Source organism: Ramlibacter aquaticus, from assembly GCF_015159745.1.
GTDB classification, from domain to species: Bacteria; Pseudomonadota; Gammaproteobacteria; order Burkholderiales; family Burkholderiaceae_C; genus Ramlibacter; species Ramlibacter aquaticus.
On sequence record NZ_JADDOJ010000089.1, the window covers coordinates 1 to 16,335 of the forward strand.

General features: G+C 69.9%; 15 protein-coding genes. 6 read left to right on the plus strand and 9 right to left on the minus strand.

What is annotated here, in order from left to right; genetic code table 11:
* Positions 1-137 precede the first annotated feature (137 nt).
* Genes IM725_RS17055 through IM725_RS17080 form a run of 6 tightly spaced genes read right to left on the minus strand, consistent with a single transcriptional unit; the run spans position 138 to position 4,866 of the window.
* Entirely contained in the window at positions 138-917 is a 780-nt protein-coding gene (locus tag IM725_RS17055; protein ID WP_193781836.1) for an MBL fold metallo-hydrolase, read from the minus strand.
* Between the two features lie 4 nt (positions 918-921).
* Positions 922-2,019, minus strand: a complete 1,098-nt coding sequence (bamC, locus tag IM725_RS17060) for an outer membrane protein assembly factor BamC (protein ID WP_193781837.1) — start codon at positions 2,017-2,019, stop codon at positions 922-924.
* A 15-nt stretch (positions 2,020-2,034) separates the two neighbouring features.
* Positions 2,035-2,922 (minus strand): 4-hydroxy-tetrahydrodipicolinate synthase, encoded by an 888-nt coding sequence (gene dapA / locus IM725_RS17065; RefSeq protein WP_193781849.1) that lies wholly within the window; start codon positions 2,920-2,922, stop codon positions 2,035-2,037.
* Between the two features lie 30 nt (positions 2,923-2,952).
* On the minus strand, positions 2,953-3,501 hold the full coding sequence (locus tag IM725_RS17070) for a class I SAM-dependent methyltransferase (RefSeq protein WP_193781838.1): 549 nt from the start codon (positions 3,499-3,501) through the stop codon (positions 2,953-2,955).
* Positions 3,501-3,638 (minus strand): hypothetical protein, encoded by a 138-nt coding sequence (locus IM725_RS17075; RefSeq protein ID WP_193781839.1) that lies wholly within the window; start codon positions 3,636-3,638, stop codon positions 3,501-3,503. The genes IM725_RS17070 and IM725_RS17075 overlap by 1 nt, the downstream gene beginning before the upstream one ends.
* A 1-nt stretch (position 3,639) precedes the next feature.
* The gene (locus IM725_RS17080) at positions 3,640-4,866 is read right to left on the minus strand and encodes an MFS transporter (RefSeq protein WP_193781840.1); all 1,227 of its coding nucleotides are present in this window, start codon (positions 4,864-4,866) and stop codon (positions 3,640-3,642) included.
* 133 nt (positions 4,867-4,999) lie between these two features.
* On the opposite strand from IM725_RS17080, the gene IM725_RS17085 reads away from it, so the two are divergent.
* The 6 genes from IM725_RS17085 to IM725_RS17110 all read left to right on the plus strand — a co-directional run bounded on the left by IM725_RS17085 (position 5,000) and on the right by IM725_RS17110 (position 12,605).
* Positions 5,000-6,976 carry a DNA topoisomerase IV subunit B gene (locus tag IM725_RS17085; RefSeq protein WP_193781841.1) on the plus strand — a complete coding sequence of 659 codons (1,977 nt, stop codon included), beginning with the start codon at positions 5,000-5,002 and terminating at the stop codon, positions 6,974-6,976.
* Between the two features lie 19 nt (positions 6,977-6,995).
* Positions 6,996-7,556 (plus strand): GNAT family N-acetyltransferase, encoded by a 561-nt coding sequence (locus tag IM725_RS17090; protein ID WP_287066401.1) that lies wholly within the window; start codon positions 6,996-6,998, stop codon positions 7,554-7,556.
* Positions 7,553-8,350 carry a lytic transglycosylase domain-containing protein gene (locus tag IM725_RS17095; RefSeq protein WP_193781842.1) on the plus strand — a complete coding sequence of 266 codons (798 nt, stop codon included), beginning with the start codon at positions 7,553-7,555 and terminating at the stop codon, positions 8,348-8,350. Before IM725_RS17090 ends, IM725_RS17095 begins: the two co-directional genes overlap by 4 nt.
* Positions 8,350-10,677, plus strand: coding sequence for a DNA topoisomerase IV subunit A (parC, locus tag IM725_RS17100; protein ID WP_407692534.1), 2,328 nt, complete (start codon positions 8,350-8,352; stop codon positions 10,675-10,677). Before IM725_RS17095 ends, parC begins: the two co-directional genes overlap by 1 nt.
* A 70-nt stretch (positions 10,678-10,747) precedes the next feature.
* Positions 10,748-11,626 carry an EamA family transporter gene (locus IM725_RS17105; protein ID WP_193781844.1) on the plus strand — a complete coding sequence of 293 codons (879 nt, stop codon included), beginning with the start codon at positions 10,748-10,750 and terminating at the stop codon, positions 11,624-11,626.
* Positions 11,627-11,705: 79 nt separating this feature from the next.
* Positions 11,706-12,605: an amino acid ABC transporter substrate-binding protein gene (locus IM725_RS17110; protein ID WP_193781845.1), complete on the plus strand. Its 900-nt coding sequence runs from the start codon at positions 11,706-11,708 to the stop codon at positions 12,603-12,605.
* Between the two features lie 75 nt (positions 12,606-12,680).
* Here IM725_RS17110 and IM725_RS17115 read toward each other — a convergent pair whose 3' ends face one another.
* The 3 genes from IM725_RS17115 to lysS all read right to left on the minus strand — a co-directional run.
* Positions 12,681-13,595 carry a TylF/MycF/NovP-related O-methyltransferase gene (locus IM725_RS17115; protein WP_193781846.1) on the minus strand — a complete coding sequence of 305 codons (915 nt, stop codon included), beginning with the start codon at positions 13,593-13,595 and terminating at the stop codon, positions 12,681-12,683.
* A gap of 39 nt (positions 13,596-13,634) precedes the next feature.
* Positions 13,635-14,819 carry a beta-ketothiolase BktB gene (gene bktB / locus IM725_RS17120; protein WP_193781847.1) on the minus strand — a complete coding sequence of 395 codons (1,185 nt, stop codon included), beginning with the start codon at positions 14,817-14,819 and terminating at the stop codon, positions 13,635-13,637.
* A gap of 35 nt (positions 14,820-14,854) precedes the next feature.
* On the minus strand, positions 14,855-16,335 hold a 1,481-nt coding region (lysS, locus tag IM725_RS17125), incomplete at its 5' end, for a lysine--tRNA ligase (protein WP_193781848.1).

The following is a 16,335-nucleotide window of genomic DNA, read 5'->3' on the forward strand; positions in this document are numbered from 1 at the left end:
GGCCGCCTCCGCTGCTGCCTCGGCCCCCGCTGCCGCTGAGCCCGCCGCGTCCGCCGCCTCCAAGTAATCGGTTCTTCCGGTTCGAAAAAAGCCGCCCTCGGGCGGCTTTTTTCATGGCCGCGCGCGAGGCGCGGCGCTCAGGCCGTGATCCAGCCGCAGCCGCTGGGGCCGTCGGCCACGGGCACGTCGCCGGGGCCGCAGCCCAGGGCCGAGGCCATGGCCGCCTGCGCCAGGTCCGGCCGGTTGTTCTGTTCCGAGAGGTGGGCGGCCACCACCTGCTTGAGCCCGTGCGCGCGCAGCGCCGCGGCGATCTCGGCGGCCGCCGCATTGGCCAGGTGGCCCCAGTCGCCGGCGATGCGGCGCTTCAGGAAGGGCGGGTAGCTGGAGACCGCGAGCAGGTCGGGGTCATGGTTGCACTCCAGCAGCAAGGTGTCGCAGCCGGCGAGTTCCTGCATCACGTGGGCACTGGCATGGCCCAGGTCCGTGAGCACGCCCAGGCGCGTGGCGCCGTCGGTGCAGGCCAGCTGCAGCGGCTCGCGCGCGTCGTGCGGCACGGTGAAGGGCCGCAGCCGCAGGCTGCCCAGCTCGATGGCGACGCCGTCGGCGGCCAGGTGCAGCAGGCCGTCGAAGTCGGGCTCGCCCAGCGCGAGCCAGGTGCCGTGGCTCATCCAGACCGGGATGCGCTCGCGCAGCGCCAGCTGGCGCGCGCAGCCGATGTGGTCGGCGTGCTCGTGGGTGATGAAGATGGCGTCGAGCTGGTCGGGCAGCAGCCCCGCCTGGCCCAGGCGCGTGCCCAGCTGCCGGATGCCCAGCCCGCAGTCCACCAGCAGGTGGGTGAGGGGCCCCTGGCCCTCGCGGGCCTGGATGACCGTCGCGTTGCCCGAGCTGCCCGAGCCCAGGCTCTTGAACCGCAGCACCGCCTTATTTCAGGTCGTCGGCGATGATCTTGACGATGCGCTGCGCGTTGGCCGAGGACTCGGGCGCGCCGTTGGCGTTCTGCACCGACAGCACGGTGCCCTTGCCTTCGGCCTTCACGGCGATGCGGTAGCGGATCGGGGCCACGGGCTCGTTCTTGCTGAACAGGCGGCTGAAGAGGCCGTCTTCCTTCTTGGTCGCGTCGGGTTCGACGTAGCGCACGAAGTAGAAGCCCTGGCTGCGGTCACGGTCGACCACGGTAAAGCCGGTGCGGTCCAGCGTGAGGCCGACGCGGCGCCAGGCGCGGTCGAAGGGCTCGTCGATCTGCACCACCGGCTGGCCGCCCACCTGCGCCACGCGCGAGGTGGTGGGCACGGCGCCGCTGGCGACCAAGTTCTTGGCCTGTTCCTGCGGCACGCCCAGCTGCACCATCAGGCGGCGCAGGAATTCGGCCTCCAGCTCGGGGTCGGCCGGGCGGGGCTGCCACACCGTGCTGTCCTTGCGGGCATCGGTGTAGACCTCTTCCATGCCGCGGTGCGTGATGTAGATCTCGGTGCCGCCGTTGGGCGTGCGCTCCAGGCGGGTGCGGAAGCGGTCACGCTCGCTGGTGGAGTAGAGCGAGTCCAGCACCTTGCCCAGCGCGTTGCGGATCATGTCCTGCGGAATCTTGGCGCGGTTCTCGGCCCAGTCGGTTTCCATGATGCCGAGGTTGGGGTCGTCCTGCGTGAGCAGGAAGCCGTTGGCCAGCCAGAAGTCGCGCACCAGCGGGTAGACCTGGTCGGCGGGGCGGCTCACCACCAGCCAGCGCTTCTGGCCGTCGCGCTCCACGCGCACGTCGCCCAGCGTGGTGGCGGCGGTCGGGATCGTGGGGGCGGCCTGGCCGACCTGGTAGCCGCTGGCCGTCACCGGGCCGCCGGGAACCTGGTAGCGCGAGTCGCGCGAGAGCTGGGTCAGGTCGGGCGGCACTTCCAGCGAGCTGCCGCGGGCGGCCGCACTCTTGTAGTCGACCTTGTCGCCCTCGAGCGCGGAGCAGCCAGCCAGCGCCAGCACGGCGGTGGCCAGGGCAGCGCGGCGTAGGCCGGGATGTGCGATCAGCTTGTGCATCTTGTGTCTTTCAGGTCAGGCGAGCAGGCCGCTCGCGCGCAGCGCGGCTTCCACCACGGCTTCGTTGGCGCTGGCCAGCGGCGTCATGGGCAGGCGCAGGGTGGGCCCGCACAGGCCCATGCGCGTCATCGCCCACTTCACGGGGATGGGGTTGGCTTCCACGAACAGGTGCTTGTGCACCGGCATCAGCCGCATCTGGATCTCCATCGCGCGGCGGGCGTCGCCCGCGATGGCGGCCACGCACAGCTCGTGCATGGCGCGCGGCGCCACGTTGGCGGTGACGCTGACGTTGCCCTGGCCGCCGCACAGCATCAGCGCCACGGCGGTGGGGTCGTCGCCCGAATAGATGGCGAAGCCCTTGGGCGCCTCGCGCACCAGCCACTGCGCACGCTCGATGTTGCCCGTGGCTTCCTTGATGCCCACGATGCCGGGCACCTGCGCCAGGCGCAGCACGGTGTCGTGCTGCATGTCCGCGACCGTGCGGCCGGGCACGTTGTACAGCACCATGGGCAGGTCGCCCACCGCCTCGGCGATGGCGCGGAAGTGCCGGTACTGGCCCTCCTGCGTGGGCTTGTTGTAGTAGGGCACCACCTGCAGCTGGCAGTCGGCGCCCACGGCCTTGGCGAAGCGTGCGAGCTCGATCGCCTCGGCGGTGGAATTCGCACCGCAGCCGGCCATGATGGGGACGCGGCCGCGTGCGTGTTCCACCGAGACGCGGATGATCTCGCGGTGCTCCTCGACGCTGACCGTCGGCGATTCACCCGTGGTGCCGACGACGCCGATGCAGTCGGTGCCTTCGGCGATGTGCCAGTCGATCAGCTTTCGAAGCGTGGGGTAATCCACGCTGCCGTCTTCGTGCATCGGCGTGACCAGGGCCACGATACTGCCAGTAATCGGTGTCATGTCGGTGTGGGTGGACGTCAACCCGCGATTCTAGCCACCAGCGGCCAGCGGAAACCGGGGCGCCTGCACGCCCGCGGGCGGCCGCACGGCCGCGATCCGCTGCACGTAGCGCGCCGGGGCCTCCAGGAAGCCGTCCTCGTAGGCCACGGTGCGCAGGCCGGCGCAGGCGGCCAGCAGCTCCCCCGGGGCGAGCAGGAAGTCGGGCCGGGACGGCTTGCCCACGGTCTCGTTGCCCTGCGCGAAGGTCTCGTACAGCAGCACGCCGCCGGGCGCCACGCTCTGCACGATGGCCGGCAGCAGCGGGCGCCAAAGGTAATTCGTCACGACCACACCGTCGAACTGCTCGCCCGGCAGGGGCCAGGGACCGTCCTCGATGTCGGCCTGCAGCAGGCGTCCCAGCCCCTGCAGGCCGGCCAGGGCGGCGCCGTCGCGGTCCACGCCCGTGACCGGGTGGCCGAGGCCCGCGAACCAGCGCAGGTGGCGCCCGCGCCCGCAGGCGAGGTCCAGCACGGTGCCGGCGGCCGGCACCAGGTGCGACCAGCGCCGCACCCACGCCGAAGGGGCTTCGCTGCCGTGCATCAGTTCACGCAGGACCAGAGCTGACCGGCCAGCGTCACCAGCATGGTGGGCTGGGTGTACAGCAGGAACACGGCCGCCAGCGCCGCGCTGGCCACGGCCCAGCCGGCGAGGACGGCGAGTCGGGGATGGCGCCGCATGTCAGGCCCGCACCGCGCCGCGGGGGATGGGCGACTCGCGCACCGGCAGGTTGACCAGGGCCGCGAACACGCCCAGGGCGACGGTCATGGCCCAGACCACGTCGTAGCTGCCGGTGCGGTCGTACAGCAGCCCGCCCAGCCAGACGCCCAGGAAGGAGCCGACCTGGTGGCTGAAGAAGACGAAGCCCCCCAGCATGGAGAGGTGCGCCACGCCGAAGATCTGGGCAATGATCGCGTTGGTCACAGGCACGGTGGACAGCCAGAGCAGGCCCATCGCCGCGGAGAACGCGTAGACCGAGGCCGGCGACAGCGGCGCCCACAGGAACAGGGCGATGGCAAGCGCCCGCGCCAGGTAGATGAAGGCCAGGATCTTGCGCTTGGCCAGGCGCTGGCCCAGGGCGCCCGCGGCGTAGCTGCCGAACACGTTGAACAGCCCGACCAGCGCCAGCGCATAGCTGGCCACCCCCGGCGGCAGGCCCTTGTCCTTGAGGTAGCTGGGCATGTGCACGCCGATGAAGGCGAGCTGGAAGCCGCACACGAAGTAGCCCGCCATCAGCAGCTGGAAGCTCGGGTAGCCGAAGGCCTCGCGCAGGGCGGCGCCCACGCCCTGCGGCGCGGGCCCGGTGCTGGCGCGGCCCGCCAGCCCGGGTTCGCGCAGGCCGAAGGCCAGCGGCAGGATCGCCAGCACCACGGCCGCGAGCACCAGCAGGGCCTGCTGCCAGCCGATGGTGGAGATCAGGAAGCCCTCCAGCGGCAGCATCAGGAACTGGCCGAAGGACCCGGCCGCCGCCGCCACGCCCATGGCCCAGGAGCGGCGGGCCGGATCGACCTGGCGGCCGATCACCCCGTAGACCACGGCGTAGGTGGTGCCGGCCTGCGCCAGGCCGATGACCACGCCGGTCGCCAGCGCGAAGGGCAGGGGGTGGGACGCCAGGGCCATGCCGGCCAGGCCGGCGGCGTAGAGCAGCGCGCCCGCCAGCAGCACCCGGAAGGCGCCGAAGCGGTCGGCAACCATGCCGGCGAAGATGCCGGACAAGCCCCAGGCGATGTTCTGCAGCGCCAGCGCGAAGGCGAAGGCCTGGCGCGACCAGCCCTGGGCCTGGGTCAGCGGCTGCAGCCACAGGCCGAAGCCGTGGCGTATGCCCATGGACAGGGTGACGATGGCGGCGCCGCAGACGAGCACCTGGCGCATGGAAAGGCGGACGGGGGAGGGCGGCACGGGCTGCATCCGGGCGACTGTACCGGCACGGGCTTGCCCCTCCCTGTCACCCGCGATTGCGGCCCCTTGGCCGGCCTGTGGTTCCATCCAGTATGCTTGCGCCTGGGTTCCCTGCTGGGCGGGGACCATAATCCACCCTCCCATGGCCACCAAGACCGCAAACGCTTCCACGGACTACTCCGAAGGTTCCATCCGGGTGCTCAAGGGCCTAGAGCCCGTCAAGCAGCGCCCGGGCATGTACACCCGCACGGACAACCCCCTGCACATCCTGCAGGAGGTGCTGGACAACGCCGCCGACGAGGCCCTGGCTGGCCACGGCAAGCGCATCAAGACCACGCTGCATGCCGACGGCTCGGTCAGCATCGAGGACGACGGCCGCGGCATCCCCTTCGGCCTGCACCCCGAGGAGAAGGCGCCCGTGGTCGAGCTGGTGTTCACCCGGCTGCACGCCGGCGGCAAGTTCGACAAGGGCAAGGGCGGCGCCTACAGCTTCTCCGGCGGCCTGCACGGCGTGGGCGTGTCGGTCACCAATGCGCTGTCCAAGCGCCTGGAGGTCACGACCCACCGGGAAGGCCAGGTGGCGCGGCTGGCCTTCTCGGGCGGCGACGTGGTGGAGCCGCTGGCCGTGCGGCCCATGCAGGAGGGCGACCGCCGCCAGGGCACCTCGGTGCGCGCCTGGCCCGACCCCAAGTACTTCGAGTCCAGCCAGCTGCCCATGGCCGAGCTGGCGCACCTGCTGCGCAGCAAGGCCGTGCTCATGCCCGGCGTCACGGTCTCCCTGGTCAACGAGAAGACCCGCGAGACCCAGACCTGGCAGTACAAGGGCGGCCTGCGCGACTACCTGATGCAGACCCTGCCGGCCGACCCGGTGATTCCGCTCTTCGAGGGCGAGGGCTATGCGCAGAACAACGAGAGCTTCGCCGAGGGCGAGGGCGCGCAGTGGTGCGTGGCCTTCACCGAGGAGGGCCAGCCGGTGCGCGAGAGCTACGTCAACCTGATTCCCACCAGCGCCGGCGGCACGCACGATTCCGGCCTGCGCGACGGCCTGTTCAACGCGGTCAAGAGCTTCGTCGACCTCCACTCGCTGCTGCCCAAGGGCGTGAAGCTGCTGCCCGAGGACGTGTTCGCACGCGCCTCCTACGTGCTCTCGGCCAAGGTGCTGGACCCGCAGTTCCAGGGCCAGATCAAGGAACGGCTGAACTCGCGCGACGCGGTGCGGCTGGTCTCCAGCTTCGTGCGGCCGGCCATGGAGCTGTGGCTGAACCAGCACGTGGAGTACGGCCGCAAGCTGGCCGAGCTGGCGATCAAGGCGGCGCAGAGCCGCCAGCGCGCCGGCCAGAAGGTCGAGAAGCGCAAGGGCTCGGGCGTGGCCGTGCTGCCCGGCAAGCTGACCGACTGCGAGAGCCGCGACACGGGCCACAACGAGGTCTTCCTGGTCGAGGGCGACTCGGCCGGCGGCAGCGCCAAGATGGGCCGCGACAAGGAATGCCAGGCGGTGCTGCCGCTGCGCGGCAAGGTGCTCAACACCTGGGAGGTGGAGCGCGACCGCCTGTTCGCCAACACCGAGATCCACGACATTGCCGTGGCCATCGGCGTGGACCCCCACGGCCCCGCGGACACGCCGGACCTGTCCGGCCTGCGCTACGGCAAGATCTGCATCCTCTCGGACGCCGACGTGGACGGCTCGCACATCCAGGTGCTGCTGCTCACGCTGTTCTTCCGCCACTTCCCCAAGCTGATCGAGGCTGGCCATGTGTACGTGGCGCGCCCGCCACTGTTCCGCGTCGATGCGCCGGCGCGCGGCAAGAAGCCCGCCGCCAAGATGTACGCGCTGGACGAGGGCGAGCTCACCGCCACCCTGGACAAGCTGCGCAAGGAAGGCGTGCGCGAGGGCAGCTGGACCATCAGCCGCTTCAAGGGCCTGGGCGAGATGAGCGCCGAGCAGCTCTGGGAGACCACGCTCAACCCCGACACCCGGCGCCTGCTGCCGGTGCAGCTGGGCAAGGTGGGTTTCGCCGACACCGAGGCGCTGATCACCCGCCTCATGGGCAAGGGCGAGGCCGCGGCGCGGCGCGAGCTCATGGAACTGCACGGCGACGCCGTGGAGATCGACATCTGACCGTGCACGAAGGGACGCCGTGACCGCCACCAACTTCGCCGCCAGCTCGCCCTCGCGCGTGCCGGCCCGGGTGCGGCTGCGTCCCACCATGTCCAGCGACCTGGAATACGTGGTCTCGCTGGAGCAGTCCAGCGAGAACATCGACTTCATCACGCCCTGGGACCGCACCCAGCACGAGGCCGCGATCCGCTTCCCGGATTTCCGCCACTTCATCGTCGAGGGCGGCGAGGGCCTGGAAGCCGTGGGCTTCCTCATCCTCATCGGCTGCCGCAGCCCGCACAACGCGATCGAGCTCAAGCGCATGGTGGTGCAGGCCAAGGGCGCCGGCTTCGGCCGCGCGGCGCTGCGCATGGCCAAGAAGGTCGCCTTCGACGACCTGGGCGCGCACCGCTTCTGGCTGGACGTGCGCGACTACAACACCCGCGCCCAGGCCCTGTACCGCAGCGAGGGCTTCGTCATCGACGGCGAGCTGCGGGAGGCCGTGCGCACGGCAGGCGGCTTCGAGTCGCTGATCGTGATGTCCATGCTGCACCATGAATTCCTGGCCCGCCGGGACCAGGGCCTGGAGCAGCGCGCGTGAAGCGAGGCTGGGCCCCGCTGCTGGTGGCGCTGGCCTGCGGGGCCCTGGCCCCGGCTGCGCGCGCGGAGGTCTGGGCCTGGGTGGACGAGGGCGGCCGCGCCCACTTCGCCGCGCGCCAGCTGGACCCGCGCTACGAGCTCTTCTTCCGCGGCGATGCGGGCGAGACGGCCACGCCCACGCCCAGGCCGGTGCAGGTGCCCACGGCCACCTCGCGCCTGCTGACCTGGTTCGAGATCGCGCCGGGCTTTCGCGCGGTGCAGCACCTGCTGCGCGAGGCCGCGCAGGGCAGCGGGCTGGACGAGGAACTCCTCAAGGCCCTGGTGGCCACCGAGTCGGGCTTCGACGCCCAGGCCGTGTCGCCGCGCGGCGCCATCGGCCTGATGCAGGTGATCCCCGCCACCGCGGGCCGCTGGGGCCTGGGGGGCCATGCGCCCGCCGAGGTGGCGAGCCGCCTGCACGAGCCCGGCCTGAACCTGCGCATCGGCAGCCGCTACCTGCGCCACCTGCTGGACGAGTTCCCCGGCCGGCTGGACCTGGCGCTGGCCGCCTACAACGCGGGCGAGGGCGCGGTGCTGCGCGCCGGTCGGCAGGTGCCGCCCATCCGCGAAACCCAGGATTACGTGAAGACCGTGATGCAGCTCTACGCCATGTTGCGGCCGCCGGCCGCCGTGGCGGCGGCGCGCGAGGCGCGCCTGCCCGGCGCGCGGCTGCGCATGCCCGCGGGCGAGTCCGCCACCGTGGCGGCCCGCATGGACGATGACAAGGCCGGCGACACCGGCGCACTTTCTGAATGATGGACCAGGACCTTCTCTTCGACAAGCAGGACGCCGGCGACGGCGGTGACCTCGATCTCGCCGCCTACGCGCAGCGGGCCTACCTGGAGTACGCGCTCAGCGTGGTCAAGGGCCGCGCGCTGCCCGACGTGTGCGACGGCCAGAAGCCGGTGCAGCGGCGCATCCTCTACTCCATGTCCCGCATGGGGCTGGGCTACAGCGGCGCCAACGGGGCGCGCCCGGTCAAGAGCGCGCGCGTGGTGGGCGACGTGCTGGGCCGCTTCCACCCGCACGGCGACCAGGCCGCCTATGACGCGCTGGTGCGCATGGCGCAGGATTTCTCGCAGCGCTACCCGCTGATCGACGGCCACGGCAACTTCGGCAGCCGCGACGGCGACGGCGCCGCGGCCATGCGCTACACCGAGGCACGCCTCTCGCGCATCACCAACCTGCTGCTCGACGAGATCGACGAGGGCACGGTGGATTTCGTGCCCAACTACGACGGCAGCACCCAGGAGCCGCAGCAGCTGCCCGCGCGCCTGCCCTTCGCGCTGCTCAACGGCGCCAGCGGCATCGCGGTCGGCCTGGCCACCGAGATTCCCAGCCACAACCTGGGCGAGGTGGCCGCGGCCTGCGTGGCGCTGGTGAAGGACCCCCAGCTCGGCGACGAGGCGCTGGCCGCGCTGCTGCCGGGCCCCGACTACCCGGGCGGCGGCCAGATCATCAGCACGCCAGCCGACATCGCCGAGGCCTACCGCACGGGCCGCGGCTCGCTCAAGGTGCGCGCGCGCTGGAAGATCGAGGACCTCGCCCGCGGCCAGTGGCAGCTGGTGGTCAACGAACTGCCCCCCGGCGTGAGCAGCCAGCGCGTGCTGGAGGAGATCGAGGAGCTCACCAACCCCAAGGTCAAGGCCGGCAAGAAGGCCCTGACGCAGGAACAGGCGCAGCTCAAGCAGACCGTGCTGGCCGTGCTGGACGCCGTGCGCGACGAGTCCAGCAAGGACGCGCCGGTGCGCCTGGTCTTCGAGCCCAAGACCAGCCGCATCGAGCAGTCCGAACTGATCGCCACGCTGCTGGCGCAGACCTCGCTCGAAACCTCCGCGCCGGTCAACCTCACCAGCATCGGCCTGGACGGCAAGCCGGTGCAGAAATCGCTGCGGCAGATGCTGGTGGAGTGGATCGCCTTCCGCCACCAGACCATCGAGCGGCGCTCGCAGCACCGCCTGGCCAAGGTGCTGGACCGCATCCACATCCTCGAGGGCCGGCAGCTGGTGCTGCTGAACATCGACGAGGTGATCCACATCATCCGCAACAGCGACGAGCCCAAGGCCGCGCTGATGGACCGCTTCAAGCTCTCGGACCGCCAGGCCGAGGACATCCTCGAGATCCGGCTGCGCCAGCTGGCCCGGCTGGAGGCGATCCGCATCGAGCAGGAACTCAAGGAACTGCGCGACGAGCAGAAGAAGCTGGACGAGATCCTGGGCAGCCCGGCGGCGCTGCGTCGGCTCATGGTGCGCGAGATCGAGCAGGACGCCAAGCAGTTCGCCGACCCGCGCCGCACGCTGATCCAGGCCGAGAAGCGCGCCGTGGCCGAGATCAAGGTGGTGGACGAGCCCGTCACCGTGGTCGTCTCGCAGAAGGGCTGGGTGCGCGCGCGCCAGGGCCACGGCCATGAAGCGGCCAGCTTCGCCTTCAAGGCCGGCGACGGCCTGTACGGGACCTTCGAGTGCCGCACGGTGGACACGCTGCTGGCCTTCGGCAGCAACGGCCGCATCTACACCGTGCCGGTGGCGGTGCTGCCGGGCGCGCGCGGCGACGGCCAGCCCGTGACCAGCTTCGTGGAGCTGGAGCCGGGCACCCAGCTGCTGCACTACTTCGCGGGCGCCCCGGGGTCCTGGCTGCTGCTCAGCAGCTCGGCCGGCTACGGCTTCCTCGCCACGGTGGAGAACATGATGTCGCGCCAGAAGGGCGGCAAGTCCTTCATCAACCTGGGCGCGGGCGAGTCGCTGTGCCGGCCCTCGGCGGCCAACGTGGCGCCGCAGGCGGCGGCGACGCAGGTCTGCTGCGTGTCCACCGCCAAGCGCATCCTGACCTTCGACATCGCCGAGCTCAAGCCCATGCCCAACGGCGGGCGCGGCCTGATGCTGATCGACCTGGAGCCCAAGGACACCCTGGCCGGTGCGGCGGCCTACACCCGCAGCGTGCGCATCCGCGGCGTGAGCCGCGAGCGCGAGCGCGAGGAGGTGCTGGAGATCCGCTCGCTCAACAACGCCAAGGCCGGCCGCGGCCGCAAGGGCAAGACCACCGAACTGGGGTTCAAGCCCTCGTCGGTCGAGCGCGTCGAGTAAGCCGCACGGCGGCAGGGCCGGCCGGCCCGCCGCCGCGCCCCGCGGCACCGGCCGCGACCCATTGCAAACGATGCCACTGCACCACCTGCTGCTGGCCCTGGCGGTCGTCTTCGTCTGGGGCACCAACTTCGTCGTCATCAAGTGGGGCCTGGCGGAGTTCCCGCCCTTCCTGCTGGCGGGCCTGCGCTTCCTGTTCACGGCAGTGCCGCTCGTGTTCATCTTCCCGCGGCCGGCCGTGCCCTGGCGCCGGCTGGCGGCCTTCGGCGCGCTGCTGGGCGCGGGGCAGTTCGGCCTGCTCTTCCTGGCCATGCAGCACGACATCTCGCCGGGCCTGGCCTCGCTGGTGATCCAGAGCCAGGTCTTCATGACCATCGCCATGGCCCTGGGCAGCAGCGGCGAGCGCCTGCGCGGGCTGCAGGTGGGCGCCATGGCGGTGGCCGTGGCGGGGGTGGCGATCATCGGCTGGCACAGCGTGGGCGCCGGTCGCAGTTCGGTCACGCCGCTGGGCCTGGCGATGGTGCTGGCCGCCGCCGCGAGCTGGTCGGGCGCGAACATGATCGCCCGTGCGGCCGGCCGCGTGAACGTGATCGCCTTCCTGGCCTGGAGCAGCCCCTTCTCGCTGCCGCCGCTGCTGGCCCTGGCGCTGTGGCAGTCGGGCCCGGCGGGGCTGGCCCAGGCCCTCGCGCACGCCAGCTGGGTCGGCTGGTCGGCCGTGGCCTGGCAGACCGTGGGCAACACCTTGTTCGGCTATGGCGCCTGGAACTGGCTGCTGGCCCGCTACCCGGCCGCCACCGTCACGCCCACGGCGCTGCTGGTGCCCGTGTTCGGCATGGGCGCCTCGGCCTGGCTGCTGGGCGAGGCCCTGCCCGGCTGGAAGCTGCTCGCCGCGGCGCTGGTGATGGCCGGCCTGGCGTTGAACACGCTCGCCAGCCGGGTTCCGCGTCGCTGACCCCCGTGCCTGCCCCAATGCCGGGGCGGCGCCGCGGGGCTAGCATGGGTGTCACCTTTTCCACCTACAAGGAACTTCCATGCGCACTGTACGGACCCCCCTGCTGCTTGCCGCCGCCCTGGGCGCGATCGCCTGCGCCCCGGCGCGCGCCGAGGTCGCGCCCACCCTGGACAAGGTCAAGGCCAGCGGCGAGATCGTGGTGGCGCACCGCGAATCCTCGATTCCTTTTTCCTACCTCGGCAGCGACGGCAAGCCCACCGGCTTCGGCTGGGAGATCTGCGGCCGCATCGTGGACAACGTGAAGAAGGCGATCGGCAAGCCCGACCTGAAGGTCAGCACCCTGCCGGTGACCTCGGCCAACCGCATTCCCCTGGTGCAGAACGGCACGGTGGACGTGGAGTGCGGCTCCACCACCAACAACACGGACCGGGCCAAGCAGGTCGCCTTCTCGATCAATTACTTCTACACCGGCACCCGCTTCCTGGTGAAGGCCGACTCGGGCATCAAGTCCCTGGCCGACCTCAAGGGCAAGAAGGTGGTCAGCACCGCGGGCACCACCAACTTCCAGGTGCTGCGCGCGGTGAACGCCAAGCAGGACATCGGCTTCGACCTGTTCACCGCCAAGGACCATTCCGAATCCGCGCTGCTGGTGGAAGGCGGCCGCGCCGACGCGTTCGGCATGGACGACATCCTGCTGTATGGCCTGAAGGCGGCGTCGGCCAACCCGGCTTCGCTGGCGGTGGTGGGCGAGGCGCTGCAGGTCGAGCCCTACGCCATCATGTTCCGCAAGGACGACCCGGCCTTCAAGAAGGTGGTGGACGACACCGTGGCGAGCCTGATGAAGAGCGGCGAGTTCGAGCAGCTCTACAAGAAGTGGTTCCAGTCGCCCATCCCGCCCAAGGGCATCAACCTGAACGCGCCCATGAGCCGCGAGCTGCAGGACAACCTGAAGGCGCTGAGCGACAAGCCGGCGATGTGAGGTGGTGCGGTCCGTGGCGGCCGCCCCAGTAGAAAAGCCGCCCGAGGGCGGCTTTTCTCTGACCGGGTTGAAGCATCAATCGCGATGCTTGCGAATGAAGGCGCTGCCTGACTTGTCCGGCATCAGGATGGGCAACTCGCCCGTCTCCTTGCAGAACTCATCGATGGCCTTTCTGCATCCACTCCAATGCCCGCTGGAATAGTCATGGAGCAACAGGAGGCCGCCCTTGGACAGCCTCGGATAGAAAAAGTCCAGCCCGGCCTTCGTGGGCTCATACAGGTCGCAGTCCAGGCTGACTGCGCAGAACTTCATCGCCTTGTGCTTGTCCTCGATGGAGTCCGGAAAGTAGCCCTTGATGAACTCACAAACAGAGCTGTCCTTGCCGATGATCTTCTTCACCAACCCGACCGACGTGTTCTTGAACAGCATCGGCTTGTCTGAATCCAGCCCGGTCAGGTCCTCGGCATCGAAGCCTTCGTAGGTATCGAACAACACGACCTTCCGGTGGTGCCTGGCGGCGAAATGAGCGAGAACGGACGCGGTATTCCCCCGCCAAACGCCCAACTCGGCCAGATCACCCGGGATGCCCTCGTTCATAACCTGCTTGAGGTTCAGGATGAACGACCACAGCCGAGGAATGTCCCCGGTGTTGTTCCACGGGTTGCCTGCGACGAACCTCTTTCTCAGGGCGTCGTACGCCTCGTGGGACCGGAATGTGACGTGGGAATCGGGTTGGTAGGCTGCGTAAAAGCGGCCGAAGCTCGAATACCCATGGTAGGAAACGAAACTTTGGACCTGGCTCAACACGTCGAAGGGGACGCGCAACTTCTGCCTGATGAATTCATGCAGCAAGCGGTTTCGTTCCGCCTTGGGTTTGCCGAGCCATTTCCTTCCACGTTCGACGAAAGAATTCAACTGCGCCTCCGAAGTCGACATCCATACTGCCGATGAACCGCCTTCGCTTGCAGCAGTGCAAACGATGATTGTCACGATGGGCCCCGTCATACGGGGCCCGGATCGAGGCTCGCGTCAGCAGCGCTCGAAGATCGCCGCGATGCCCTGGCCGCCGCCGATGCACATGGTCACCAGGCCGTAGCGGCCGCCGGTGCGCTGCAGCTCGTGCAGGCACTTCACGGTGATCAGCGCGCCGGTGGCGCCAATGGGGTGGCCCAGCGAGATGCCCGAGCCGTTGGGGTTGACCTTGGCCGGGTCCAGGTCGAGGTCGCGCGTGACGGCGCAGGCCTGGGCGGCGAAGGCTTCGTTGGCTTCCACCACGTCCAGGTCCTTGACCTTCAGGCCCGCGCGCTCCAGCGCCTTCTTCGTCGCCGGCACCGGGCCGATGCCCATGTACTTGGGGTCCACGCCGGCATGGGCGTAGCTCACCAGGCGGGCCAGGGGCTTCAGGCCCCGGCGGTCGGCCTCGGCGCGGGTCATCAGCACCACCGCGGCGGCGGCGTCGTTGATGCCCGAGGCGTTGGCGGCCGTGACGGTGCCGTTCTCCTTCAGGAACACCGGCTTCAGCTTGGCCATGTCCTCCATCTTCATGCCGGGGCGGAAGTGCTCGTCGGTGTCGAACACCACGTCGCCCTTGCGGCCCTTGCTCACCACCGGGACGATCTGGTCCTTGAAGTAGCCGGCGGCGGTGGCGCGCTCGGCGCGGTTGTGGCTTTCCACGGCCAGGCGGTCCTGGTCCTCGCGGGTGATGCCCCACTTGGCGGCGATGTTCTCGGCCGTCACGCCCATGTGGATGTTGTGGAAGGGGTCGTGCAGGGCGCCGACCATCATGTCGATCATCTTGGCGTCGCCCATGCGGATGCCCCAGCGGCTGGCCAGGCTGGCATAGGGCGCGCGGCTCATGTTCTCCGCGCCGCCGCCGATGGCGACCGTGGCATCGCCCAGCATCAGGGTCTGCGCGGCGGAGACGATGGCCTGCAGGCCGGAACCGCAGAGGCGGTTGACGTTGAAGGCCGGCGTGCCGTCGGCGCAGCCACCCTCGATCGCGGCCACGCGCGAGAGGTACATGTCGCGCGGCTCGGTGTTCACCACGTGGCCGAACACCACGTGGCCCACGTCGGCGCCCTCGACCTGGGCGCGGGCCAGGGACTCGCGCACCACCAGGGCGCCCAGCGCGGTGGGCGGCGTGTCCTTGAGGGCGCCGCCGAAGGTGCCGATGGCGGTGCGTACTGCGCTGACGACAACGACTTCATGGCTCATTTCAAGGTCTCCTTGGAAAAACAAAAGAAAAGGGTTCAGCCCTCGCGCCGCAGCGCGGGGAACAGGATCACGTCGCGGATGGACGGGCTGTCGGTGAGCAGCATCATCAGCCGGTCGATGCCGATGCCGCAGCCGCCGGTGGGCGGCATGCCGTATTCCAGCGCACGCACGAAGTCGTGGTCGAAGTACATGGCTTCGTCGTCGCCCGCGTCCTTGGCGTTGACCTGCGCATGGAAGCGCGCGGCCTGGTCCTCGGCGTCGTTCAGCTCCGAAAAGCCGTTGCCGAACTCGCGGCCGGTGATGTAGAGCTCGAAACGCTCGGTCACCTCGGGGCGCTGGTCGTTGGCGCGCGCCAGCGGCGAGATCTCGGTCGGGTGCTCCATGATGAAGGTGGGCTGCCAGAGCTTCTCCTCCACCGTCTCCTCGAAGTAGAGCACCTGCAGCGAGGCGAGGGAGCGGCTGGACAGGCGGTTCTTCTCCTCGGTCATGCCCAGCTTGCGCAGCGCATTCACCAGCCACTCGCGGTTGTCCACGTTGTCGCCGGCGTCGGTGTGCACCCGGATCGCCTCGGGAATGGTCAGGCGGTCGAAGGGCTTGGCCAGGTCCACCGGCTTGCCGTCGTAGGTGAGCTCCAGCGTGCCCACGGCCTTCATGGCCGCGTCGCGCACCAGCTGCTCGGTGAAGTCCATCAGGTCGATGTAGTTCCAGTACGCGGCGTAGAACTCCATCATCGTGAACTCGGGGTTGTGCCGCACCGAGATGCCTTCGTTGCGGAAGTTCCGGTTGATCTCGAACACCCGCTCGAAGCCGCCCACGATCAGGCGCTTGAGGTAGAGCTCCGGCGCGATGCGCAGGAACATCTGCTGGTCCAGCGCGTTGTGGTGGGTGACGAAGGGCCGCGCGTTGGCCCCGCCGGGGATGGGGTGCAGCATGGGCGTCTCGACCTCGATGAAGCCGTGCGAGACCATGAAGTCGCGGATGCCGGAGACGGCCTTGCTGCGGGCCACGAAGCGGTCGCGCGCGGCCGGGTCCATCATCAGGTCCACGTAGCGCTGGCGGTACTTCACCTCCTGGTCGGCCACGCCGTGGAACTTGTCCGGCATGGGGCGCAGGTTCTTGGTCAGCAGGCGGATCTTCGTCGCGTGCAGCGAGAGCTCGCCGGTGCGCGTCTTGAACAGCGTGCCCTCGGCGCCGACGATGTCGCCCAGGTCCCAGTGCTTGAACGCGGCATAGGCCTCCTCGCCCACGGCGTCGCGGGTGACGTAGATCTGGAAGCGGCCGGTCGCGTCCTGCAGGGTGGCGAAGCTGGCCTTGCCCATGACGCGCTTGAGCATCATGCGGCCGGCCACGCTGGCGTGCTGCTTCTGCTCCTCCAGCACCTCGGGCGCCTTGGCGCCGTGGTGCGCCTGCAGGTCGGCGGCGCGGTGGCCGGGCTTGAAATCGTTGGGAAAGGCGACGCCGGCACCCGATTTCTGGGCCTCGCGCAGCGCTTTCAGCTTCTCGCGGCGTTCGGCGA

Excerpts from the sequence above, each read along its gene's own strand:
- bamC (WP_193781837.1), bottom strand. The coding sequence starts at position 2,019 with ATGCACAAGCTGATCGCACATCCCGGCCTACGCCGCGCTGCCCTGGCC.
- dapA (WP_193781849.1), bottom strand. The coding sequence starts at position 2,922 with ATGACACCGATTACTGGCAGTATCGTGGCCCTGGTCACGCCGATGCAC.
- IM725_RS17070 (WP_193781838.1), bottom strand. The coding sequence starts at position 3,501 with ATGCACGGCAGCGAAGCCCCTTCGGCGTGGGTGCGGCGCTGGTCGCAC.
- IM725_RS17075 (WP_193781839.1), bottom strand. The coding sequence starts at position 3,638 with ATGCGGCGCCATCCCCGACTCGCCGTCCTCGCCGGCTGGGCCGTGGCC.
- IM725_RS17080 (WP_193781840.1), bottom strand. The coding sequence starts at position 4,866 with ATGCAGCCCGTGCCGCCCTCCCCCGTCCGCCTTTCCATGCGCCAGGTG.
- IM725_RS17085 (WP_193781841.1), top strand. The coding sequence starts at position 5,000 with ATGGCCACCAAGACCGCAAACGCTTCCACGGACTACTCCGAAGGTTCC.
- parC (WP_407692534.1), top strand. The coding sequence starts at position 8,350 with ATGGACCAGGACCTTCTCTTCGACAAGCAGGACGCCGGCGACGGCGGT.
- IM725_RS17105 (WP_193781844.1), top strand. The coding sequence starts at position 10,748 with ATGCCACTGCACCACCTGCTGCTGGCCCTGGCGGTCGTCTTCGTCTGG.
- IM725_RS17110 (WP_193781845.1), top strand. The coding sequence starts at position 11,706 with ATGCGCACTGTACGGACCCCCCTGCTGCTTGCCGCCGCCCTGGGCGCG.
- bktB (WP_193781847.1), bottom strand. The coding sequence starts at position 14,819 with ATGAGCCATGAAGTCGTTGTCGTCAGCGCAGTACGCACCGCCATCGGC.